Raw genomic sequence first — 22,303 nt, 5'->3', positions numbered from 1 at the left:
ACGCGGTCGCTCAAGCGCCGGGCTTCACCGGCGGCGGCGACCCGGACGATGGCGCCATCGCCGAACTGCGTACCCGCGCCCGTAACGCCGCCACGGCGTGGACGGCGAGGTCCGGCCACGCGAAGAGGACGATGACGGCGCTCGTCACTGATGCGGAGGCAGTCGTCGAGGCGGCCGACAAGAAGTACTGCCGACAGGGCCTTGGGTCAGCCGTCGAGGAAGGGCTGCACGTGGGCGGACGGGGTCAGCAGAACCAGGTACGAGCCGTCGGTGAAGTCGAGGCGCAGCTCGCCGGACTGTTCGGTGGCCTTGGTCAGGTCGGTGCGAGGCGATTCCCAGCGCAGGCGCAAGGGGGACAGCGTCCCGGCGGGGCGGGGGAGCAGGTCGCGCCACGAGCCGAGGCCCTGGGACAGCAGCAGGAGGCGGCGGTCGGTCCGGGCCAGGACGCGGGGGTCGTTGACCGTGCGGATGTGTTCGTCCAGGGTGACGGCGTGGCTGCGCGGTAGGCCGTTGACGCCCCGGCGCGATTCGGGGGCGGCCCGGCGCAGGCGCCACGGGGACATCTCGCTGCGGGAGATGCGGAGCGCCTCGACCCCGGCGGGGCGGCTGACCCAGATGGCGGCTACGAGGCTCTCGCCCGGCTGCAGGTGCTCGGCCACCCGCGCCGGCAACGGGGTGTCGCCCTCGGTGGCCGGATTCATGCTTGCCCTCTCGTTGTCACGCCGGTCAGTCGATCACGTTGACGGCCGGGGGCTGTCGCCGGGTGGGGCTCAGGCCGCGACGAGTTCTTCGCGGGCGGCGGCGCGGGAGCGCCCGCAGTTGGTGCAGATCACGAAGTGACGGGCGGCTCGCACCGGGAACAGCGGCACGAAGAAGAGGCTGAACTTCGTCGTACGCCGCACCAGGGTCTGGGCCGCGGTGGCGCCGCAGACCTCGCACCGGCCGAGGCGCGAACCGACGATCTTGTCTTTGCCGCGGATGCCGAAGATGAGGAACACCCCACCAACGGTAGCGGCCGTTCGCGAATCACGCCGTGGAGCGGATCGCGGCCGCCATCACGTCGGCGGTGACGGCCCGCAGGTGCTCGAGGTCGACGGGGGCCTCCCGCTCGCCCGTGGCCAGGGCGACCACGGCGTCCCCGTCGTAGCGGGTGTGGGCGGGGCGCAGGGCCCGGACGAAGCCGGTGTGGGCGCTCTGGGCCAGCCAGTTGCAGGCGACCTTGTCGAGCCTGGCGTCGGTCAGGACCACGGCGATCGTGGTGTTGGCCGTGGGGAAGGGCGGCGGGGCGGGCGCGGCGCCGGGCAGGACGGGCGGGGCGGTCAGCGGCCGGCCGTCGGGGCCGATGACGTCACCCCAGGCGTTGACCGCGGCCAGGGCCACCACGGACGCGTCGCCGGCCCGGCCCTCGGCCATTCCGAGGCCACCCGGGTCGAGGCGTTCGCGCCACTTGCCGGTGGTGGCGCCGGTGCCCGCGCCGACCCGGCCGGTCTCGAAGGGAGCGCCGTCCAGGGCGGCCCGGGCGGCCCGCCGGCCGCCCTCGGCGAAGTCGGGGCGGACCGGCGCGGCCACCGAGGCGTCGAAGAGCGACAGGCCCACCACGATGGGGACCGGGCCGGCGGGGGTGGGCAGACCGAGTCCCCGGCCGCGCAGCAGCGACATCACACCGTCGCCGGCGGCCAGACCGAACGCCGACCCGCCGGACAGCACCACCGCGTCCACGCGGTCGACCAGACGGGTGGGTTCGAGCAGGGCGAACTCGCGGGTGGCGGGCGCGCCGCCCCTGATCTCGCCCGAGCCGACCGTGCCCGGCGGCGGCAGGATCACGGTGACCCCCGTGCCGTCGGACGTCCAGTGGCCGGCGCGGGCGGAGAGCAGGTTCATGCGATCAGTATGCGCAGGTCAGCTCGGCGCCTCCTGGCCGGTGTAGAACGCGTAGGTGCGCTCGCCGGCGGCCTTGGCGGCCACGGGGTCGGCGCCGTCGGCGATCGAGGCCTCGACCCAGGCGTCGCTGGACAGGCGGAAGAAGGACCGGCCCTCGGGGGTCTCGTGCCAGGTCGCCATCGACGCCGGGTCGGGGGCGGTCGCCGGGTCGGCCAGATAGTTGGCCAAGCCGTAGAAGCCGCCGTCCCAGCCCACGCCGGTGGCGCCGGGGCCGAACTGGTCCCACCACTCGTCGGCGACGTGGGCGACGTGCTCGAGCTCGAAGCGGGTGCTGTCGCCCTCGGGGGTCAGGCGCACCTCGATCCAGCTCACCTGGTCGGCGAACTCCCACGTGGCCGAGTAGCCGCTGGGGCGGTCGCAGCGGGTGACCGTGCCGCCCGCGTTGCCGGTGAGCTGATACCGGCCGCCCTCCTTGAGCTCACCCTCGACGGGCAGGAACCAGCGGGCGATGCGCTCGGGGTTGGTCACCACGTCCCACAGGTCCTCGATGTCCGTGTCGTAGACCTGGCTGATGGTCTGGACGCGTGCCTCGCCCGCCTCGAGCGTGCGGCGGCCCTGCTGCCGGCGCACCTGGCTGATCTGGTGGTTGACGTCAATCATCGTGTTTCTCCTCGTCGTGTTGTAGGCGTCGCTGCCGCTTGCCCCGAGCCACCTCGGTCTCCATGGCGGCCAGGCGGGGCGCCCAGAACCGGCGAAACTTCGCCAGCCAGGCGTCGGCCTCGCGCAGCGCGGTGTCGTCGACGGCGTAGAGGCGGCGGGCGCCCTCGGGGCGCACGGTCGCGAAGCCGTTGTCGCGCAGGACGCGCAGGTGCTGCGACACGGCCGGTTGCGAGATGCCGAACTCGGCCCGGATCACGCCGGTGACGGCCCCGGAGCTCTGCTCTCCCTCGGCGAGCAGCTCCAGGATCCGCCGCCGCACGGGATCTCCGAGAACATCGAACGCATGCACGGCCGTACGATATCAACTCGCCCTTATATAAGCCAGAGCTGAAACGGGTGGTTCTGCCGATGGCGGGTTGAGGGGGATGCGGCATGCTGGTCGCGAAGGCGCGAGGAAGGGGAGCCGCGGTGCCGGATGTGCGGGCCAACGGGATAGATCTGAGATACGAGACGACGGGCAACCCGGATGACCCGGGGCTGCTGCTGATCATGGGGCTGGGCGCGCAGCTCGTCGACTGGCCGGCGGGATTCGTCGACGAGCTGGCCGCGCGCGGCTTCCACGTGGTGCGCTTCGACAACCGGGACGCCGGGCTGTCGACCGCGTTCGACGACCTGCCGGCGCCCGACCTCGCCGCGATCTTCGGCGGCGACCCGGCCACCGTGCCCTATCTGCTGAGCGACATGGCGTCCGACGCGGCGGCCCTGATCAAGGAGCTCGGCCTGGAACCGGTGCACGTCGTCGGGGCCTCGATGGGCGGCATGATCGCCCAGCAGCTGACCGTCGACCACCCCGACCTGGTGGCCAGCCTGTGCTCCATCATGTCGACGACCGGCGACCGGGCGGTCGGCCGCCCGACGCCGGAGGCCGCGGCCGCGCTCATGCGCCCGCCCGCCACCACCCGCGACGAGATCATCATGGGGGCCGTCGCGGCGTCGCGGGTCATCGGCTCGCCCGGCTACCCGACGGCCGAGGCCGAACTGCGCCGGCGGGCCACAGCCAAGTTCGAGCGCAGCTACCGCCCGGCCGGGGGCCAGCGCCAGTACGCGGCGATCGTCGCCTCGCCCGACCGGACGGCCGCCCTCCAGTCGGTCGCCGTGCCGACGATGGTCATCCACGGTGCGGACGACCCGCTGATCAACGTGAGCGGCGGGCGGGCCACGGCGGCCGCGATCCCCGGCGCCGAGCTCCTGGTCATCCCCGGCATGGGCCACGACCTGCCCGAAGCGCTGTGGCCGCGGGCCGTCGACGCGATCGTCGCCAACGCCCGGCGTTAGGGCCGTCTCCGGTTGCCGCCCCGGACCGGAGGGCCGATCATGAAGATCGATACCCTCCACCGGGGTTGGGAGGCGCAACCTTGTCCCTGCTCACCAGGCTCGACCGCGAACACTCCGTGGCGCCGCCCGGCTTCAGCCGCTGGCTGATCCCGCCCGCCGCCCTGTCGGTGCACCTCTGTATCGGCCAGGTCTACGCGACGAGTGTCTACAAGAACTCCTTCGTCTCGCACTTCGAGGCCAGCCAGACCTCCATCGGCATCATCTTCAGCATCGCCATCGTGATGCTGGGCCTGTCGGCGGCGGTCGGCGGCACCTGGGTCGAACGCAACGGACCGCGCAAGGCGATGTTCGTGTCGGCCTGCTTCTGGGCGGCCGGCTTCCTGGTCAGCGCGCTCGGCATCGGCACGAGCCAGCTGTGGCTGGTCTACCTGGGCTACGGCGTGCTGGGCGGCATCGGCCTCGGCATCGGCTACATCTCGCCGGTGTCGACGCTGATCAAATGGTTCCCCGACCGGCCCGGCCTGGCCACCGGCCTGGCCATCATGGGCTTCGGCGGCGGCGCGCTGATCGCCAGCCCGGCCTCGCGCCAGCTGCTCTCGTTCTACGACGACAACTACGACCCGAGCGTGGCCACCTCGGTCGCTTCGGGCGGATCTCTGGTGGCGCTGTTCCTGACGTTGGGCATCGCCTACTTCGTCATCATGATGTTCGGCGTGGCCAACATGCGTGTGCCGGCCGGCGACTGGAAGCCCGACGGCTGGGATCCGGCCTCGGTCAAGGTGAAGCCGCTGGTCACGTCCGCGAGCGTGTCGGCCGCCAACGCGATCCGCACCCGGGCGTTCTGGCTGTTGTGGATCGTGCTGTTCTGCAACGTGACCGCCGGCATCGGCATCCTGGAGCAGGCCAGCCCGATGATCCAGGACTTCTTCCGGTCGGACGGCGTATCCAGCGTCAGCGTGGCCGCGGCCGGCGGCTTCGTGGGCGTGCTGTCGCTGTTCAACATGGCCGGCCGGTTCGCCTGGTCGTCGACGTCGGACGTGATCGGCCGCAAGCCCATCTACCTGGTCTACCTGGGCGTCGGCGTGATCCTCTACCTGCTGCTGGCCACGGTCGGCGACGCCGCCACCTGGCTGTTCGTCATTCTGGCGGGCATCATCCTGTCGTTCTACGGCGGCGGCTTCGCCACCGTCCCGGCCTACCTGCGGGACCTGTTCGGCACGTTCCAGGTCGGCGCGATCCACGGCCGCCTGCTGACCGCCTGGTCGGCCGCCGGCGTGGCCGGGCCGCTGATCATCAACGGCTTCCTCGACGCCGAGGGCAAGCCGGGCACGCTGACCAGCGCGGCCTATCAGCCGGCCCTGTTCACCATGGTCGGCATCCTGGTCGTCGGCTTCGTCGCCAACCTGCTGATCCGGCCGGTGCCGGAGCGCTACCACGAGCCGGCCCGGCCGCTCGAGAAGGAGGCCGCGGCATGAGCGCCCGTCTGGTCCTGTCCTGGCTGCTGGTGGCCGTCCTGCTGGGCTACGGCATCATCCAGACGGTGATGACCGCGGCCAAGCTGTTCCAGTAGCTTCGTCGTCCCCGGCCCGGGTCGCTCGTCCGAGCGGCCCGGGCCGCGTCATGTCCGCGTTCCACTTTCGAGGTAGGCGGATCGACGAGTGGGCCCGGTGGGTCGGGGGATTCCGCGGAGTGGCGCGTTGTTCGTAGCGTGAGGGCGTCGCGGCGGAACGCTACGAGGAGGTCCGGGTGGTGAACAGGCTCACATGGGGGCGAGTCGCCTCGGCCGGACTGGCCGCCTTCGTCGCTTGGGCCATGACCGGGCAGGCTTCGGCGATCGTCGGCGCCCAGGCCATGGCGACCGAGGTGACCGGTGACTCGGGTGTCGCGGCCGTCGTGCGGGTCGGGGCCGACCGGGGTCTGCTCGACGACGGGCTCGCCTGCACCGGCACGCTGATCGCGGCGCGCTGGGTCGTCACGGCGCAGCACTGCACGAATGTGGACCGGCAGCCCGGCCACGGCTACCGGGCGAAGGACATGGTGGTCCGGCCGTCGGCCCCCGACGACGCGCGGTGGGCGGTCGCGGCCGTCTGGCGCATGGACGGCTACGACAGCCGGAGCCTGGCCAACGACATCGCGCTGCTCGAGCTGACAGACCCGGTCACCACGGTGACGCCGGCTCGGATAGCGGCCCGGGGCGCGCCGAACGGCGCCACGGCCGAGGTGTACGGCTTCGCCGGCCGGCCGTCCCAGCACGTGGGGCGGGTGCGGGTCGCCAGCCTGGCCGCGGTCAACAACGGACCCTGCGTGTTCCCCGATCGCGAGATGACGTTCGTGACGTCCGTCCACGGTGGCTCCTCGCGGGGTGACAGCGGCGGGCCCATGTTCGTACGGCGTGACGGCGCTCTGGAACTGCAGACCGTCACCGCCGGGGCCGCCGACCGCGAGACCTGCGACGCCCCGGACCTCAGCGGGCGCCCGCAGACGTGGGTCGGGATCTACAACCGGGTCGACCGGGCCAGCGCGGCCTGGGAGTTCCTGTCGGCGCATGTGCCGGCCGTCCCGGCGGGGTAGGCGGATCGGTCCGGACGGGACCCCCAACGCGAGGGGGCGCCGGGGTGGGACGGCCGATTCCGGAGCGACCGGAAACCTCCATAGCGTGGTAACGGCACATCGAACGTGATGATGAGCCGGCCGACGACACCGCGGGAACCGGGTCGCGGCCGGCCGGCCGGGGTGACTGCCGCCGGGGGAACGCTTGTCCAGGCGCGCGGCGGCAGTCACGTGCCGGGGTGGGCGGGCAGCGGGGCGGCGGCCCGCCCACCACCGGCCGGCGCGACACTGGCCCGCGCCGGAGATGATGGACGGCATGGACTACCAGAGCGCGCTCGGTTCACTGTTCTCCCCGGAGGGCCGTCACGACCCCTACCCGGCCTACGACGTCCTGCGGGCGCACGCACCCGCCTTCCTGGCGCCCGACGAGCGCTGGTATGTCACCACCCATGCCCTCACCACCCGCCTCCTGCGGGACCCGGCCGTCCGCCTGGCCGACAGCCGCGACTACGACCAGTTCTGGCCCGAGTGGCGGCAGAACCGGGGCGTCGCGTCCGTCGTGCTGTCGATGTTGCAGATGAACCCGCCCGACCACACCCGCGTGCGCCGGGCCGCCGCGGCCACCTTCACCGCGCGACGCATCGCCGCCATGCGCGACGTGATCGCCGGGCAGGCCGAAGAGCTGATCAAGGCGATGCCCGCGACGGCCGACTTCATGACCTCGTTCGCCTACCCGCTGCCGATCGGCGTGATCTGCGCGCTGCTCGGCGTGCCGGACAGCGACCGCGCCTGGTTCCGGCAGCGGGCGGCCGACCTGACGGTGGTGCTGGAGCCGATCAGCACGGTCGACGAGATGGAGCTGGCCGACGCGGCCGGGCGCGACCTCGAGGACTACTTCATCGGCCTGATCGCCGAGCGCCGGCGCCACCCGCGGGAGGATCTGACCACCGCCCTGGCCGCCTCGGGGGACACGCTGACCGGCGAGGAGATGCTGGCCAACCTGGTGCTGCTGCTCGTGGCCGGCTTCGAGACCACGGCCAACCTGCTCGGCCTGGGCCTGCACCTGCTGCTGGGCCGCCCGGCCGAGGCGGAGCGGCTGCGCGCGCACCCCGACCTGGCGCCCGCCTTCGTCGAAGAGATCCTGCGGTACGACTCACCGGTGCAACTCACGTCCCGCCTCACCACCGAGCCGCTCGACCTCGGCGACGGACTCAGCGTTCCCGCCGGCGCCGGTCTCACGATGCTTCTCGGCTCGGCCAACCGCGACCCGGCCCGCTACGACGACCCGCACCGCTTCGACCCCGGCCGCCCGAACATCCAGCCGGTCTCGTTCGGCGGCGGCGCCCACTACTGCCTGGGCGCGCCGCTGGCCCGGCTCGAGGCCCAGGTCGCCTTCCCGCTGCTGCTGACCATGCTGCCGCGTCTGGCCCTGACCGGCGTGGCCGAGCGCCGCGACCGCCTGGTGCTGCGCGGCTTCTCGGCGCTGCCGGTCACGACCGGGTGAGCCGCACCTCGCGATAGCCGCGCAGCACGAACGTGGGCCGGTTGACCGGCTCCGCCGCCAGCTCGATCTCGTACGACAGCAGCGCCCGCAGCCCGGCCTGTAGCTCGATGCGGGCCAGAGGCGCTCCGAGACAGAAGTGCAGCCCCGCGCCGAAACCCAGGTGCGGGTTGGGATCCCGGCCGGCGTCGAAGCTGTCCGGCGACGCGAAGACGGCCGGATCCCGGTTGGCCGCCCCGAGCAGGGCGGCGATCTTCGCTCCGGCCGGAACCCGTACGCCCCCGATCGTGACGTCCGCGGCGGCCGTCCGCACGAACATGTGCAGCGGGGAGTCGTACCGGATCATCTCCTCACCCGCCGGGACGAGCAGCGCCGGATCGCTCCGCAACCGCGCCAGTTCGGCCGGGTGCCGCAGCAGCGCCACCATGCCGCCGCCGAGCGCGTTGACCGACGCCTCGTGTCCCGCGTTGAGCAGCAGGATCGCGGTCGCCACGAGCTCGTCGGCGGAGAGCCCCGGCACCAGGTGGCTGATCAGATCGTCCCGCGGCGACGAGGCGCGCTCGGCGGTCAGCCAGCGCAGGTAGCTCGTGAACTCCCGGCAGGCTTCGAGTGCGGCCGTCTCGACCTCGGCCGTGCGGGACACCTCGTACATCCGCACGATCGCCGCCGACCAGGGCCGCAACCGCCCCCGGTCACCCGGCGGAACGCCCAGCAGCTCCGCGATCACCGTGACCGCCAACGGTTCCGCCACGTCGGCCAGCAGATCGAATTCCAACCCGGCTTCCCGTACGAGCGTCTGCGCCGACGCCGCGACGGCCGGCCGCAACCGGGCGACGTGCCCGCGCCCGAACGCCCGGGCCACGACCGACCGCAGCCGGGTGTGGACGGGTGGCTCGTTCTCCATCATCTGGTTCCGGTGCAGCAGGTTGAACGGCTCGTACACCTCGGCCGGCTCCCTGTCCTGCCAGAACCGCCCCAGCCGCCTGTCTCGCAGCACGGCGCCGGCCGCGGCGTGGGAGGCCGCCAGGAACTGCCCGGTCGGCTCGTGCCACGTGACCGCACCCTGCTCGCGCAGCCGGGCCAGCCCCGGATACGGGTCCTGGATGAATTCGGGATCCGTGAAGTCGACCGTCACCGACACATCGTGAACGACCCGCTCGCCGCCGGCCAGCGCGCCGGATGGCGGGAATGGCGAGTGGGGTGGCGGGTTCTGCTGGTGATCCGGCGCTCGGCGCTCCCTGGCGTCATCCCCAGGTGGCCGCCGGGCTCGGCGCCGTCGTGGTCGCCGCCGACGTCACGGACGACCGCGACCTGGTGAAGCTCGTCGAACGGATCACGTTGCGGTGCTGTGCCGTAAACCTCAGCAAGAGCGCCTTCCGTGCCGATTTGATGTTTCGCGGATCAAAAACCGGAGCGAAGCCGGAGCGAGACCGGAGCTCAACCGGAAAGGCACGGGGTTATGGGACTGGTCGGGGCGTTCGACAACCGCTCGCTGCGGACGAAGATCGGGACGGCCGTGCTGGCCGGGACGCTGAGCGGGGTGCTGGTCGGCGGCGTCGCGCTGGTCACCCTGCGCGGCCAGAACAGGGACGCGGCGGCCGCTCAGCGGTCGACCATCGACGTCTCGGCGGCGTCCGGCGCGTTCGCCAAGAACATCGAGTCGTTCGGCGGCAACACCTCGGCGTCCCGGCTCTACCCGGCGCTGAGGACGGTCATCGAGCAGAACATGGAGGCCAACAAGGCCGCCATCCAGGACTCGCTCCAGCGGCTGCGGGTGGCCTTCGCCGGTGACGCGGGCGCCGTCGCCGTTGTCGACAAGGCGGCCGCAGACTGGGAGGCCTTCCTGAAGTTCCTCGGGACCGACAACAGCAAAGCCTCGGCGGCCCAGCTGCAGACGATCCTCGAGACGTACAACAAGCTCTACGCCGCGCTGGGCGCCGACCAGACCGCACTGGCCGAGCTGGCGCAGAGCCGCTCCGAGGCCGCGATCCACGACGCCGAGTCGGAGACCACCTCCGCCACCTGGACGATCGCCGTCCTGCTGGGGCTGGGCGTGCTGATCAGCCTGCTGCTGGGGTTCCGGGTGGCGAACCGGGTGCGGACCACGGTGCGGGGGGTCGCCCGGGTCGCCGAGGGCCTGGCCGAGGGCGACCTGACCCGCACCTCCGGCGTGACCGTCCGCGACGAGGTGGGCCTGATGGCGGGCTCCCTCGACCAGGCCATCGCCCGCCTGCGCCAGGACGTCGTGTCCCTGGCCGGCAACGCCTCCACGCTGCACGCCGCCGCGGGCCAGCTGACCGCGGTCTCCGGCGCGGTCGACTCGGCCGCCTCGGACGCCTCGGTCCGGGCCGGGTCCGTCGCCACCGCGGCCGACACCGTCTCCAACAACCTGCAGGTCGTCTCGGCCGGCTCGCACGAGATGGGCTCGGCGATCCGCGACATCAGCGTCTCCACCACCGAGGCGTCCGAGGTCGCCGTGCAGGCTGTCGAGGTCGCCTCAGCCACCAACGCGATCGTGGCCCGGCTGGGCGAGTCGTCCAGCGAGATCGCCTCGGTCGTCAAGACGATCACCGCGATCGCCGAGCAGACCAACCTGCTCGCCCTGAACGCCACGATCGAGGCCGCCCGCGCGGGTGAGTCCGGCAAGGGCTTCGCGGTCGTCGCGGGCGAGGTGAAGGACCTGGCCCAGGAGACGGCCAAGGCCACCGAGGACATCGCGCGCCGGGTGCAGGCCATCCAGAGCGACACCGGCGGCGCGGTCGCCGCGATCGGCGAGATCTCGGCGATCATCGAGCGGATCAACGGCATCCAGATGACCATCGCCTCGGCCGTCGAGGAGCAGACCGCCACCACGCAGGAGATGAACCGGACCCTGTCCGAGGCCGCGTCGAACGCCGGCAACATCGCCGCCACGATCGGCGGCGTCTCCGAGGCGACCCAGCGCACGACGGCCTCGGTCGGCGAGACCCGGCACGCGGCCGACGATCTGGCGACGACCGCGAGCCAGCTGCAGACCCTGGTCTCGCGCTTCCGCTACTGACGCCCAGGGCCTAGTGCTCGAAGGCGTGGGCCATCGAGGCCTGCTCCTCGAGCACTTCGCCGATCCGGGCCTGCACCGCGTCCAGCTGCGCGATCGTGTCGCTCGTGGTCCGGATGCCGGAGGCCACCGACTCGGCGCTCGACTGCAGCGCCGCGATCTGCTCGGAGACCTTCTTGGTGGCCTCGGCCGTCTCGCGGGCGAGTTCCTTGACCTCGCCCGCGACGACCGCGAAGCCCTTGCCGATCTCACCCGCGCGGGCGGCCTCGATCGTGGCGTTGAGGGCGAGCAGGTTCGTCTGGTCGGCGATGGACGAGATGATCTGGATGACGTCGCCGATCGCCGCCGAGGCGTCGTTGAGCGAGGCGACGTCGCCGGTCATGTCGGACGCCCGGCTCACGGCGTCCTCGGCCACCCGGCTCGCGTCGCTGGTGGCCGTGCGCAGGCGGGACACCGTGTCGAGCAGCTCGCGGGCGTTGTGCGCCGCCTGCTCGGCGCCGCGTACCACGTCGAGGCGCTGCGACACCAGCTGCTGCACGTTGCGCAGCGCGTCCATCCGCGAGTCGGAGAGCTCGACGTACTCGGTGGTGAAGAAGTCCATCGTGCCGACGATGCGGTCGCCGCTGGAGATCGGGAAGCAGACCCCGGACCGTACGCCTGCCCGCTGCGCCGCGGGGGCCCGCACGCAGTCGGTGAGCTGTCCGATGTCGCGGACGAAGACGAGGTCGCGCGCCCGCCAGGCCCGGCCCGACAGGCCCACTCCCTCGGCGAAGGTCGCGGCCAGCGTCACCTTCCGGAACTCCTCGCCGGCGTCGCCCGACTCCACGCAGAAGCGCAGCACGTTGTCCTGGTCGTCGATCTGCCAGTACGACCCGTACGCCCAGTGGAAGGCCGTCCGCACGGCGTCCAGGGCGGATCGGAGCGCGACCGACGAGTCGGTCGTGTGGCCCAGCGCGGCGACCACGTTGGTGACGGCCAGCCGGTCGTCGGCCACCTGCCGGGTGTAGTACGCGGTCAGCGCGGCCACCCGGGCCTGCTCGGCGACCCGCGCGATGGCACCCCATTTGCTGATCAGGGCGGCGTCCGGAGCGAAGTCGGCAGTGGTGTAGTACTCCAGCACCGCGGTGGAACGGCCGTGCTTGACGACCGGAACGGCCACCCCGGCGTTCGCACCGCCGCGCAGCGCCGAGGCAAGGCGGGGATCGGTGGCCGCCGTACGCTCGTTCGCCCACACCGCGTGCCCACTGCGGACGGCCTCTTGCACCAGCGGGGACGGCCCGGAGCCGGTGAGCTTGCCGGCCAACTGGCCGCACTCGAACTCCAGCCGCGGGCTGCCCTTGTCGACGAGCCAGACAGCAACGTATTCGAGGCCGTAGAACTCGAGGTTCGTCGAAGCGTAGACGCGCCAGCTGCTGGCCTCGTCGACCGCCGACTCGAGGTTGGTGACCAGCTCTTCGAGTGCCTCGATGTCGCGGGGAAGCGCACGCTGCGGCGCGCCCTCGTCCACCGCTCGCCTTCCGAACAGACCCATGATGTCAGGCTACGGAGTGTTATGCGGTATTTACGGCACTATCGTGAAACGGCGCCCGGCCTCAGGCCGTGAGCTCGGCCAAGGCGTCGGCGAAGATCGAGTGGTGGCGCTCGACGTCGGCCGTGGTGGTCCCGGGCGACATCAGCGCCATGTTGTGGAACGGGGTGAGCAGCACGCCGCGGTTGGCCAGATAGACGTGCAGGAAGTCCTCCAGCTCGGCGTCGGCGGCGGCCGCCGACTCGGTGCCGTTGCGCGGGACGGGGTCGGCGAACCGGTATTCGACGCGGGCGCCCAGCTGGCTCACCGACCACGGCAGGCCGTACCCCTCGATGATCTTGCGTAGCCCGCCGGCGAACGCCGTGGCGGTGGCGATCATGACGTCGAACGTCTGCTCGGTGAGCACCTGCTCGAGGCAGGCGCGGGCCGCCGCCATCGAGACCGGGTTGCCGGCCAGGGTGCCGCCGACGCCGCCCATGTCGACCAGGTCGAGGTCGTCGCGGCCGAGGATCGCCTCGGCCAGGCCGGCGCTCAGCCCGTACGCGCCGATCGGGATGCCGCCGGCGATGGCCTTGCCGATCGTCAGGACGTCGGGGGAGAGCTCCCAGGCCGCGGTGGCCCCGCCGGGTCCGGCCGAGAACGTGTGCGTCTCGTCGTTGATCAGATAGGCGCCGTACCTGCGGGTCAGCTCGCGCACCCCGGCCAGGTAACCCGGCTCGGGCAGCACGATGCCGATGTTCGTCAGCGCCGGCTCCATCAGCACGGCCGCCACGTCGCCGTGGGCCAGCTCGCGCTCCAGCCCGGCCAGGTCGTTGAACTCGGCGACCCGGCTCGTCGCGGTCACGTCGACCGGCGCGCCGACGTTGCCCTCGCGGCTCACGCCGTGCCCGTCCGGCCCGACCACGATCAGCGACTCGTCGACCGAGCCGTGGTAGCAGTAGCTGTTGACCAGGATCTTCGGCCGGCCGGTGACGGCGCGAAGCAGGCGGATGGCCCACCGGTTGGCGTCGGTCGCGGTGAGCGCGAAACTCCAGTACGGCAGCCCGAAGCGCCGGCTCAGCTCGGCCCCGACCGCTGCCGCGTCCTCGGTCGGCATCATCGTGGTGGCGCCGCCCAGCGTCGCCAGCCGGTGGTTCACGGCCTCGACGACGGGCGCCGGCGAGTGCCCGGCCATGGCGCCCGTGTCACCCAGGCAGAAGTCGAGGTACTCGTGGCCGTCGACGTCGGTGATCCGGTTGCCGGACGCCCGCTCGACATACACCGGGAAGCCCGCGGCGGTCTTGTTCATCCAGGTCATCGGCACCCGGCCGAACAGGTGGCCGGCCCGCTGATAGGCAGCGGCCGAGCGGGGCCGCCGCTGCGCGAAGACGCTGCGCTCGCGGGTCGCCAGCCCGGCGAGCAGGGCACGATCAACTCCGGATTCCGTCGTCATGGCGAGACGCTACCAATGTTCCGGTCCCTCAGGCGAGCCCCGGCAAGCGATTCCGCAGTAGCCGGTCGCGGATGATCGGCCCGGCCGGCTCGGTCGGGGCGAGGACGATCCGCAGGCGCCGCGCCGCCGGGTGCTCGGCCGCGGATCACCATGTCCACCCTTCCTGATGAGCGGCCACCGGAGGCCACTGCACGTGATCATGTGAGGTCCATCGCACCGGCTCAGGTCGGGCCGCCGCCCGTCCGATCACCCGGTGTGCGGCACGGACGGCTCTGGATCTGGTGGCTCGCGACCGGGATGGTCGCGACCGTCGTTCACTACGTCCTGCCCGAGGGCACGGTCGCGAACCTCCTCTACGACGTGATCGGGGTGGCCACCGCGGCCGGCATCCTGCTCGCCCTGCGCCTGCACCGGCCGGAGCGCCCGGCGATGTGGCGCTGGCTAGCCGCCGCGCAGATCACGTTCGTCGCCGGCGACCTGACCTACGAGTTCTACGAGAACGTCCTGCACCAGGCGCCGTACCCCTCGCCGGCCGACATCTTCTACCTCGGCTCGTACCCGATGCTGTTCGCCGGCCTTCTGCTGCTGGTGCGGCGCAACCGCGGCGGCACCGGCGACCTGATCGACGCGGCCATCGTCGGCACCGGCCTGGGGCTGGTCTTCTGGCTGTTCGTGCTCTATCCCGTGGCCGCCGATTCCGGCTCGTCGACGCTGGAGCAGATCACCACCGTCGCCTACCCGGCGGCCGACGCGATGGTCATCGGACTGCTCGCGCGCCTGTTCACCGGGGGCGCGGCCCGATCGCCGAGCGCCCGCCTGCTGGTCGCCGGCGCGGTGATGATGCTCGTGGCCGACACCGCGTTCGCCGTCATCCCGCTCTACACGACGGCTTCGACCCACCTGGCCGACCCGGTGTTCCTGCTCGCCTACATCCTGTGGTCGGTGGCCGCGCTGCACCCGTCGATGGCCGGCGAGCGCGGCGGCGAGGAGCGCGTGGCCGCCCGCGTCGGCCCGTCCCGGCTGCTGCTGTTCGGCGCCTGCTCCCTGCTCGCGCCGGTCCTGCTGCTCGTCCCGCGGATCGGCGCGGACCCGGTCGGCCGCCTCTCGGTCGCGGCCGGCGCGTGCACGCTGGTGCTGTTGATCATCGCCCGCATGTCCGGCTTCGTGTTCGAGGTGCGCCGGCAGTCGGCCGAGCTGACCCGGGCCGCCATGCAGGACCCCTTGACCGGGCTGGCCAGCCGGCGCCGCTTCGAAGGTGAGCTGCGCGACGCCCTGGCCGCCGGCCGCCCGCAGATCGCGCTGCTCGGACTGAACGGCTTCAAGAACGTCAACGACGAGCTCGGGCGGCCGATCGGCGACCGGGTGCTGGTGTCCGTGGCCGCGCGGCTGGCCGAGGCGGCGCCGGCGGGCGCCCTGGTGGCCCGCATCGGCGGCGACGAGTTCGCGCTGCTGCTGGCCGACGCCGACGCCGACCAGGTCCGGGCGCTCGCCGCGTCGCTGGCCCGCACGCTGGGGGCGCCGGTTGCCGAGGGCGGTCACGAGCTGTATGTGGGGGTCGCGATCGGTCTGGCCGGCGGCGCCGGCACCACCCCGGTCGAGCTGCTGCGGCAGGCCGAGTCGGCGATGCACGCGGCCAAGCAGACCGGCGAGCCCGTACGCCGCTGGACGCCCGCCCTCGACGAGCGGGCCGGCGAGCACGTCCGGCTGGGCGCCGAGATCCGCACGGCGCTCGACCTGGGCCAGTTCCGGGTGGTCTACCAGCCGATCGTCGAGCTGCCGGCCGGTCGGGTGGCCGCGGTCGAGGCCCTGGTGCGCTGGGAGCACCCGGTGCGGGGCCTGGTCAGCCCGGCCGCGTTCATCCCGGTCGCCGAGCGCAACGGCCTGATCGTCGAGCTGGGGGAGTGGATCCTGCGGACGGCCTGCCACCGCCTCGCGGCGTGGCGCGCCGGCCTCGGCCCGGGCGCGCCCGACCGGATCAGCGTCAACGTCTCGGCCCGGCAGCTGGCCCGCCCGCACTTCGCGGCGACGGTGGCGGCCGCGCTGGCCGACAGCGGCCTGCCCGCCTCGTGCCTGGCCGTCGAGGTGACCGAGACCGCCGTCTTCGAGGGCGGCCAGGCCGTGGTCGCGCTGCACGAACTGCGCGCGCTGGGCGTGCGGATCGCGCTCGACGACTTCGGCACCGGGCACTCGTCGCTCGGCCTGCTCCAGACCGTCCCGGTCGACATCCTCAAGGTCGACAAGTCCTTCGTCGACAACGTGACCGAGGCCGGGCGGCACACGGTCATCGCCGACGCCCTCTTCCAGGTCACCGCCGGCCTCGGCCTGACCGCGGTGGCCGAGGGCGTCGAGACGGCGGCCCAGGCCGAGGCCCTGCAGCGTCTCGGCTACCGCTACCTGCAGGGCTACCACTTCGGCCGCCCGGTCGCCGACCCCGATTTCGCGGCGGCCCGCACCCCGCTACGGGCCGCCACCACCGTCGCCTAGGACTCCGCCCAGTCGCCTAGCGACCAGTCGCGGACCTCGGGCATGTCCTCCAGGTGTTCCACCACGTACTGCTCGTGGCGGGCCAGCTGGGACTCGCACCATTTCTTCAGGTCTTCGGCGCCCTGCGGCAGGCGGCGCGCGTTGTTGATGGCGTCGATGACCAGGTGGTAGCGCGAGGCCCGGTTGCGCACCGTCATGTCGAACGGGGTCGTGGTGGTGCCCTGCTCGATGAAGCCGCGCACCCGGAAACGGTCGGCGTCGGGCCGGCCGTGCACCAGCTGGTGCACGGCGCCCGGGTAGCCGTGGAACGCGAACACCACGTCGACCGTGTCGGTGAACAGCTCGGTGAACAGCGTGTCGCTCATGCCGTGCGGGTGGTCCTTGCGCCGGACGAGCGTCATCAGGTCGACGACGTTGACCACGCGCACCCGCATGCCGGGCAGCTTCTGCTTGAGGATCTGGGCCGCGGCCACCGTCTCCATGGTCACGACGTCGCCGGCGCAGGCCATGATGATGTCGGGGTCGGTCGTGCCGTCGTCGGTGCCGGCCCAGTTCCAGATGCCGGCGCCGCGGGCGCAGTGCTCGATCGCCTCGTCCATGGTCAGCCACTGCAGTTGCGGCTGCTTGTCGATGACGATCAGGTTGATGTAGGACTTCGACCGGAAGCAGTGGTCGGCCACCGAGAGCAGGCAGTTCGCGTCCGGCGGCAGGTAGACCCGGCTCACCGTGCCGCGCTGGGTCAGCACGTTCTGGATCAGGCCGGGGCCCTGGTGGCTGAAGCCGTTGTGGTCGTTGCGCCACGCCGTCGAGGTGAGCAGCACGTTCAGGCTCGGCACCTTGGCCCGCCAGGGCAGGTGGGCGGCCTCCTCCAGCCACTTGCCGTGCTGGATGGTCTGCGACGCGCTCACCATGGCGAACGCCTCGTACGTCGCGAACAGGCCGTGCCGGCCGGTCAGCGTGTAACCCTCGAGCCAGCCGTGGCAGTTGTGCTCGGACAGCACCTCCATCACCCGGCCGTCGGGGCCGAGCGCCACGTCGCCGGGGTACACCTTCTCCATGAACGTGCGGTCGGAGACCTCGAAGACCGCGCCCAGCCGGTTGCTGTTGGTCTCGTCGGGCGAGAACAGCCGGAACCGGTCGGGGTTGGTGCGGTAGATGTCGCGCATGTACTCGCCGAGCTTGCGGGTCGACTCGGCCCGCAGCGTCGCCGGCGTCGTCACGTCGATGCCGTAGCCGCGGAAGTCGGGCAGGTCGAGCTCGCGGGTGAGCACCCCGCCGTTGGCGTGCGGGTTGGCGCTCATCCGCAGGTCGCCTTCCGGGTCCTGCTCGCGCAGCAGGGCGACGGGCGCGCCGTCGTCGTCGAAGAGCTCCTCCGGCCGGTACGACTTGAGCCACTGTTCCAGCAGGGCCAGGTGTTCCGGGTTGTCGCGCACGCCGGACAGCGGCACCTGGTGGGACCGGAACGTGCCGGTGACCTTGACACCGTCGACTTCGGCCGGACCCGTCCAGCCCTTGGGGGTGCGCAGCACGATCAGCGGCCAGGTGGGGCGCGTGCCGTCCCACCCGCCCTCGCGGGCCGAGCGCTGGATGGTGCGGATGCGGCCCCACGCCTCGGCCAGCGCGGCGGCGAACCGCTGGTGCATGCCGGGGAGGTCGTCGCCCTCGACCTCGATCACCTCGTAACCGTGACCGCTCAGCAGCTCGCGCACCTCGGCCGGGTTCTTGCGGCCGAGCACGGTGGGGCCGGAGATCTTGGCCCCGTTGAGGTGCAGGATCGGCAGCACGGCGCCGTCGCGGGCCGGGTTGAGGAAGGACACGCCCTTCCACGAGCCCTCGAGCGGGCCGGTCTCGGCCTCGCCGTCGCCGACCACGGCGATCGCCAGCAGGTCGGGGTTGTCGAAGACTGCGCCGAACGCGTGGACCAGCACGTAGCCCAGCTCGCCGCCCTCGTGGATCGAGCCCGGGGTGGTCACCGAGACGTGGCTCGGGATGCCGCCGGGGCTGGAGAACTGGCGGAACAGCTTGCGCAGGCCCGGCTCGTCGCGGGTGACCTCGGGGTAGACCTCGGAGTAGGCGCCCTCGAGGTAGCCGGCCGCGACCAGGGCCGGGCCGCCGTGCCCGGGGCCGGTCAGATAGATCGCGTCCTGCCCGGTGTGGCGGATCAGGCGCGAGACGTGGGCGTAGACGAAGGACAGGCCAGGGCTGGTGCCCCAGTGGCCGAGGAGCCGCGGCTTGATGTGCTCGGCCTTCAACGGCTCGCGCAGCAGCGGGTTGGCCTGCAGATAGATCTGACCGATGGTCAGGTAGTTGTTGGCCCGCCACCAGGCGTCGATACGAGCGAGGTCGGCATCGTCGAGCGTCGGCAGCAGGTCGGAGACAGCCGTGGGCACAGGCTCGTCCTCTCACTTCGCGGTCGTGGACAGTCACCATGGCTACCCGGGGGCGGCCAATAAAGTCTTTGATACCGGGTGGAAGTGACTTTTGAGTGTCACTGAACCGCGGACCCCCGTCCATCCGTTCCCCTGGGCGTGCCCGAGATCCAGGACGGCCCGCCAGCCGTCGGCCGCTTGAAGACGTTCGCCCGCCACCCCCGCGTCCAGCTGACGCTGACGGTCCTGGCGGCCCTGCTGCTCTTCGTGGCCCTCATCTTCCCGAACATCCTGTCCCGCCTGACGCCGCTGGGCTTCCTGCGCATCCCGCTCGAGGGCGCGGTGATGGTCGGCCTGCTGGTGGTGCTGCCACCGCGGGCGCGCCGGGTGTTCGCGATCGTCGCCGGCGCCCTCGTCGGTCTGCTGGTCCTCGAGAAGTGCCTCGACATGGGCTTCTTCTCCGAGCTGAACCGGCCGTTCGACCCGGTGCTCGACTGGGTGCTGTTCGACGACGCGTTCAGCTTCGTCGTCGACTCGTACGGCCGCTTCGCCGCGATCGCCGCCGTCGCCGTGATCGTCCTGCTGGTCGCCGGCGTGCTGGCCCTGACCTGCTGGTCGGTGCTGCGGGTGGGCGCCCTGGTCGGCCGCCACCGCAAGCGGTCGGCGATCACCGCGGGCGGCGTCGGCGTGGCGTGGGCGCTCACGTTCTCGCTCGGCGTCTCCGTCTGGGGCGCCGTGCCGGTCGCGGCGCGCAGCACCGCCACGTACGCCTGGGACCGTGCCCACCAGGCCCGGGCCGGTCTGCGGGACGAGGCTGAGTTCGCCAAGGAGGTGCAGCAGGACCCGTTCAAGACCGTGCCGCCGGCGCAGATGCTCACCGGGCTCAAGGGCAAGGACGTCATCTTCACCTTCGTCGAGAGCTACGGCCGCAGCGCCGTCGAGGGCGTCGCCCTCGCCCCGGCCGTCACGCCCGTGCTCGACCGGGGGACGGCCGCCCTGGCCGAGGCCGGCTTCACCGCGCGCAGCGGCTGGCTCACCTCGCCCACGTTCGGCGGCGGCAGCTGGCTGGCCCACGCCACGTTCGAGTCCGGCCTGTGGATCAACAACGAGCAGCGCTACCGCAATCTGGTCGCCACCGACCGGCTCACGCTGACCAGGGCGTTCCGCGACGCGAACTACCGCACGGTGAGCGTCATGCCGGGGGCGACGCGGGCCTGGCCCGAGGGCAACTTCTACGGGTACGACACCGTGTGGGACAGCCGCAACCTGGGTTACCAGGGCCCGAAGTTCAGCTGGTCGCCCATGCCCGACCAGTACACGCTCAAGCAGCTCAACACCATCGAGTACAAGAAGGCCGGCCGCGGCCCGCTGATGGTCGAGATGCCGCTGGTCTCGAGCCACACGCCGTGGGCGCCGATCCCCGACTACCTGCCCGACTGGAACCAGGTCGGCGACGGCTCGATCTATCACCGTATGGTCGAAGGGGCCAAGAAGCCGAGCGCCCTGTGGGCCGAGCCGCGCGAGGTGCGGGCCGAGTACGGCAAGTCGATCGTGTACTCGCTGACCGCGCTGATCAACTGGGTCAAGCTCTACGGCGACGACAACCTGGTGATGGTCTTCCTGGGCGACCACCAGCCGTCCCCGATCGCGGCCGGCGCCGGCGCCAGCCACGACGTGCCCATCACGGTGCTGGCCAAGGGCCCGAAGGCGCTCGACCGCATCGCGAGCTGGGGCTGGACCGAGGGCCTGCGCCCCCGCCCCGACGCCCCGGTCTGGCCGATGAACGACTTCCGGGACAAGTTCTTCACCGCGTTCGGCGAGCAGACCCCGGCCTCGTAAAAGATCCGACGGGATGTCGATTCCGGCGCCGCCTCGATCGTCACCATGGAGACGACACACCAGCGGAGGAGACAACACCATGCGTTACGTCATGATCCTGGCCGGCGACGAGGCCCCCTGGAACGACCCCGGGACCGCCGAGCGGCTGATGGGCGAGATCACCTCGTGGTGGGAGAAGTGGTCGGCGGCCGGCAAGATCGAGGAGGGTGGCGCCGAGCTGCAGCCCTCCTCGACCGCGAAGACGGTGGGCCGCGGCGCCGACGGGAGGCCGACGGTCACCGACGGCCCGTTCCTCGAGCTGAAGGAGGTCGTCGGCGCGATCATCTTCCTGACCGCCGACGACATGGACGAGGCGGTGGCGATCGCCTCCACCTGGCCGGGCATCGCGGCCATCGGCGACCGGGTGGAGATCCGCCCGGTCCTGGAACGCTGAGCCGTCATTCCGTGCCGAGAGCGGCCAGCCGCCGGGTGAGCAGCTCCCGCTCGGCCGGGTTGGTGGCCAGGGCCAGCGCCCGTCGCCACGCCTCGACCGCCTCGTCCCGGCGATCCAGTCGCAGCAGCAGGTCGGCCCGGGTCGCGTGCCACAGCCGATAGCCGGACAAGCGCTCGGCGAGGGCGTCCACCTCGCCGAGCGCCACCGCGGGCCCGGCCACGAACCCGGTCGCCACGGCACGGCTCAACGAGACCACGGGCGACGGCGTGAGCAGCTGTAACCGGTCGTAGAGAGTGCGTACGGCGGCCCAGTTGGTCGCCGGCCAGGACGGCGCCAGCGCGTGCTGGGCCGCGATGGCCGCCTGCAACTGGTACGGCCCGGGCCGGTCGAACGCGGCCGCCCGGGCGAGCCGTCCCACCGCGTGCCGGATCACGGCACTGTCCCAGCGGGACCTGTCCTGCTCCTCCAGCAGCACGAGGCGGCCCCGCTCGTCGAAGCGAGCCGCCGCGCGGGCCTCGTGCAGTTCGAGCAGCGCGGCCAGGCCGGCCGCCTCGGGCTCGCGCGGCATCAGGTGGGCCAGCTGCCGGGCCAGGTCGAGCCCCTCGCGGGCCAGGTGACCCTCGTCGGAGACCAGGTAGCCCTCGTTGTAGATCAGGTAGACCACGGTCAGCACGGCCGGGAGCCGGGTTCCCCGCTCGTCGTCGGGCGGCACTTCCACCCGTACGCCGGAAGCTCGAAGGCTCTTCTTGGCCCGCACCAGCCGCTGGGCCATGGTTGCCCGCGGCAGCAGGAACGCCGCGGCGACGGCCTCGGTGGACAGGCCGGCCACGGCGGTCAGGGTCAGCGCCATGCGGGCCGCTTCCGGCAGCGCGGGGTGACAGCACGCGAAGATCAGGGCGAGCCGGTCGTCCCCGGTGGGCGCGTCCGGGGGCGTACGGGCCAGAACCGCGACCTTCTCGCGGCCGGTCGCCTCCCGCTTGATCGCGTCGAGCGCCTTGCGCCAGGCCGTGGTCACCAGCCAGCCGGCCGGACTCCCGGGCACACCGTCGGACGGCCACCGGCGCAGCGCCTCGGCCAGCGCCTCCTGGAGCGCCTCCTCGGCCCGGTCGAGATCGCCCAGCCGGCGGGCCAGCACACCGAGCATGCCGGCGGCGTCCGTACGCCAGGTCTCGTCCACCGCTGCCCGTGCGTCCACCGGCCCCAGTCTGCCCGGTCCGCCCCGTGTTCTCCTCGTCCCTTGTTCGGTCGAACCGG

General features: G+C 72.3%; 19 protein-coding genes. 9 read left to right on the top strand and 10 right to left on the bottom strand.

Annotated features, from left to right (window positions below):
• Nucleotides 1-206: 206 nt before the first annotated feature.
• From LXN57_RS34115 to LXN57_RS34095, 5 genes are all read right to left on the bottom strand, one after another.
• Nucleotides 207-701, bottom strand: coding sequence for a hypothetical protein (locus tag LXN57_RS34115; RefSeq protein WP_251802346.1), 495 nt, complete (start codon nt 699-701; stop codon nt 207-209).
• A 69-nt stretch (nt 702-770) separates the two neighbouring features.
• The gene (locus LXN57_RS34110; RefSeq protein ID WP_251802345.1) at nt 771-998 is read right to left on the bottom strand and encodes a zinc-ribbon domain-containing protein; all 228 of its coding nucleotides are present in this window, start codon (nt 996-998) and stop codon (nt 771-773) included.
• A 28-nt stretch (nt 999-1,026) separates the two neighbouring features.
• The gene (locus LXN57_RS34105; protein ID WP_251802344.1) at nt 1,027-1,881 is read right to left on the bottom strand and encodes a P1 family peptidase; all 855 of its coding nucleotides are present in this window, start codon (nt 1,879-1,881) and stop codon (nt 1,027-1,029) included.
• 18 nt (nt 1,882-1,899) lie between these two features.
• Nucleotides 1,900-2,541 carry an SRPBCC family protein gene (locus tag LXN57_RS34100; protein WP_251802343.1) on the bottom strand — a complete coding sequence of 214 codons (642 nt, stop codon included), beginning with the start codon at nt 2,539-2,541 and terminating at the stop codon, nt 1,900-1,902.
• Nucleotides 2,534-2,890 carry an ArsR/SmtB family transcription factor gene (locus tag LXN57_RS34095; protein WP_251802342.1) on the bottom strand — a complete coding sequence of 119 codons (357 nt, stop codon included), beginning with the start codon at nt 2,888-2,890 and terminating at the stop codon, nt 2,534-2,536. The genes LXN57_RS34100 and LXN57_RS34095 overlap by 8 nt, the downstream gene beginning before the upstream one ends.
• A gap of 83 nt (nt 2,891-2,973) precedes the next feature.
• Between LXN57_RS34095 and LXN57_RS34090 the strand changes: the two genes are divergently transcribed.
• The 5 genes from LXN57_RS34090 (at nt 2,974) to LXN57_RS34075 (ending at nt 7,930) form a co-directional block, all read left to right on the top strand.
• Complete coding sequence (locus LXN57_RS34090; RefSeq protein WP_251802341.1) at nt 2,974-3,876, top strand: alpha/beta fold hydrolase; 903 nt, start codon at nt 2,974-2,976, stop codon at nt 3,874-3,876.
• 86 nt (nt 3,877-3,962) lie between these two features.
• Entirely contained in the window at nt 3,963-5,351 is a 1,389-nt protein-coding gene (locus LXN57_RS34085; RefSeq protein WP_308206672.1) for an OFA family MFS transporter, read from the top strand.
• Nucleotides 5,348-5,446, top strand: a complete 99-nt coding sequence (locus tag LXN57_RS48660; protein ID WP_438870903.1) for an MFS transporter small subunit — start codon at nt 5,348-5,350, stop codon at nt 5,444-5,446. The genes LXN57_RS34085 and LXN57_RS48660 overlap by 4 nt, the downstream gene beginning before the upstream one ends.
• Before the next feature lie 179 nt (nt 5,447-5,625).
• Nucleotides 5,626-6,447, top strand: a complete 822-nt coding sequence (locus LXN57_RS34080; protein ID WP_251802339.1) for a trypsin-like serine protease — start codon at nt 5,626-5,628, stop codon at nt 6,445-6,447.
• A 295-nt stretch (nt 6,448-6,742) separates the two neighbouring features.
• On the top strand, nt 6,743-7,930 hold the full coding sequence (locus LXN57_RS34075) for a cytochrome P450 (protein ID WP_251802338.1): 1,188 nt from the start codon (nt 6,743-6,745) through the stop codon (nt 7,928-7,930).
• Here the strand turns inward: LXN57_RS34075 and LXN57_RS34070 are convergent.
• Nucleotides 7,917-9,062 carry a cytochrome P450 gene (locus LXN57_RS34070; protein WP_251802337.1) on the bottom strand — a complete coding sequence of 382 codons (1,146 nt, stop codon included), beginning with the start codon at nt 9,060-9,062 and terminating at the stop codon, nt 7,917-7,919. The two genes, LXN57_RS34075 and LXN57_RS34070, sit on opposite strands and share 14 nt — an antisense overlap.
• Nucleotides 9,063-9,386: 324 nt before the next feature.
• On the opposite strand from LXN57_RS34070, the gene LXN57_RS34065 reads away from it, so the two are divergent.
• Nucleotides 9,387-10,967 carry a methyl-accepting chemotaxis protein gene (locus LXN57_RS34065; RefSeq protein WP_251802336.1) on the top strand — a complete coding sequence of 527 codons (1,581 nt, stop codon included), beginning with the start codon at nt 9,387-9,389 and terminating at the stop codon, nt 10,965-10,967.
• Nucleotides 10,968-10,977: 10 nt separating this feature from the next.
• On the opposite strand, the gene LXN57_RS34060 is transcribed toward LXN57_RS34065, so the two are convergent.
• Nucleotides 10,978-12,495, bottom strand: coding sequence for a methyl-accepting chemotaxis protein (locus tag LXN57_RS34060; protein ID WP_251802335.1), 1,518 nt, complete (start codon nt 12,493-12,495; stop codon nt 10,978-10,980).
• Nucleotides 12,496-12,556: 61 nt separating this feature from the next.
• Nucleotides 12,557-13,924: a transaminase gene (locus LXN57_RS34055; protein WP_251802334.1), complete on the bottom strand. Its 1,368-nt coding sequence runs from the start codon at nt 13,922-13,924 to the stop codon at nt 12,557-12,559.
• A gap of 201 nt (nt 13,925-14,125) precedes the next feature.
• Here LXN57_RS34055 and LXN57_RS34050 point away from each other — a divergent pair, with 201 nt between their 5' ends.
• A complete protein-coding gene (locus LXN57_RS34050; protein WP_251802333.1) occupies nt 14,126-16,408 on the top strand; it encodes a putative bifunctional diguanylate cyclase/phosphodiesterase in 2,283 nt (760 codons plus the stop codon).
• On the opposite strand, the gene LXN57_RS34045 is transcribed toward LXN57_RS34050, so the two are convergent.
• A complete protein-coding gene (locus LXN57_RS34045) occupies nt 16,405-18,798 on the bottom strand; it encodes a phosphoketolase family protein (protein WP_251802332.1) in 2,394 nt (797 codons plus the stop codon). The two genes, LXN57_RS34050 and LXN57_RS34045, sit on opposite strands and share 4 nt — an antisense overlap.
• A 138-nt stretch (nt 18,799-18,936) precedes the next feature.
• On the opposite strand from LXN57_RS34045, the gene LXN57_RS34040 reads away from it, so the two are divergent.
• Together LXN57_RS34040 and LXN57_RS34035 are read left to right on the top strand one after the other, a co-directional pair.
• Nucleotides 18,937-20,616 (top strand): sulfatase-like hydrolase/transferase, encoded by a 1,680-nt coding sequence (locus LXN57_RS34040; RefSeq protein ID WP_251802331.1) that lies wholly within the window; start codon nt 18,937-18,939, stop codon nt 20,614-20,616.
• 79 nt (nt 20,617-20,695) lie between these two features.
• Complete coding sequence (locus LXN57_RS34035) at nt 20,696-21,049, top strand: YciI family protein (RefSeq protein ID WP_251802330.1); 354 nt, start codon at nt 20,696-20,698, stop codon at nt 21,047-21,049.
• 4 nt (nt 21,050-21,053) lie between these two features.
• On the opposite strand, the gene LXN57_RS34030 is transcribed toward LXN57_RS34035, so the two are convergent.
• Complete coding sequence (locus LXN57_RS34030; RefSeq protein WP_251802329.1) at nt 21,054-22,244, bottom strand: RNA polymerase sigma factor; 1,191 nt, start codon at nt 22,242-22,244, stop codon at nt 21,054-21,056.
• Nucleotides 22,245-22,303 lie beyond the last annotated feature (59 nt).

This window comes from Paractinoplanes hotanensis, from assembly GCF_023717965.1.
GTDB lineage: Bacteria > Actinomycetota > Actinomycetes > Mycobacteriales > Micromonosporaceae > Actinoplanes > Actinoplanes polyasparticus.
This window is presented reverse-complemented; position numbering and strand designations above follow the sequence as displayed.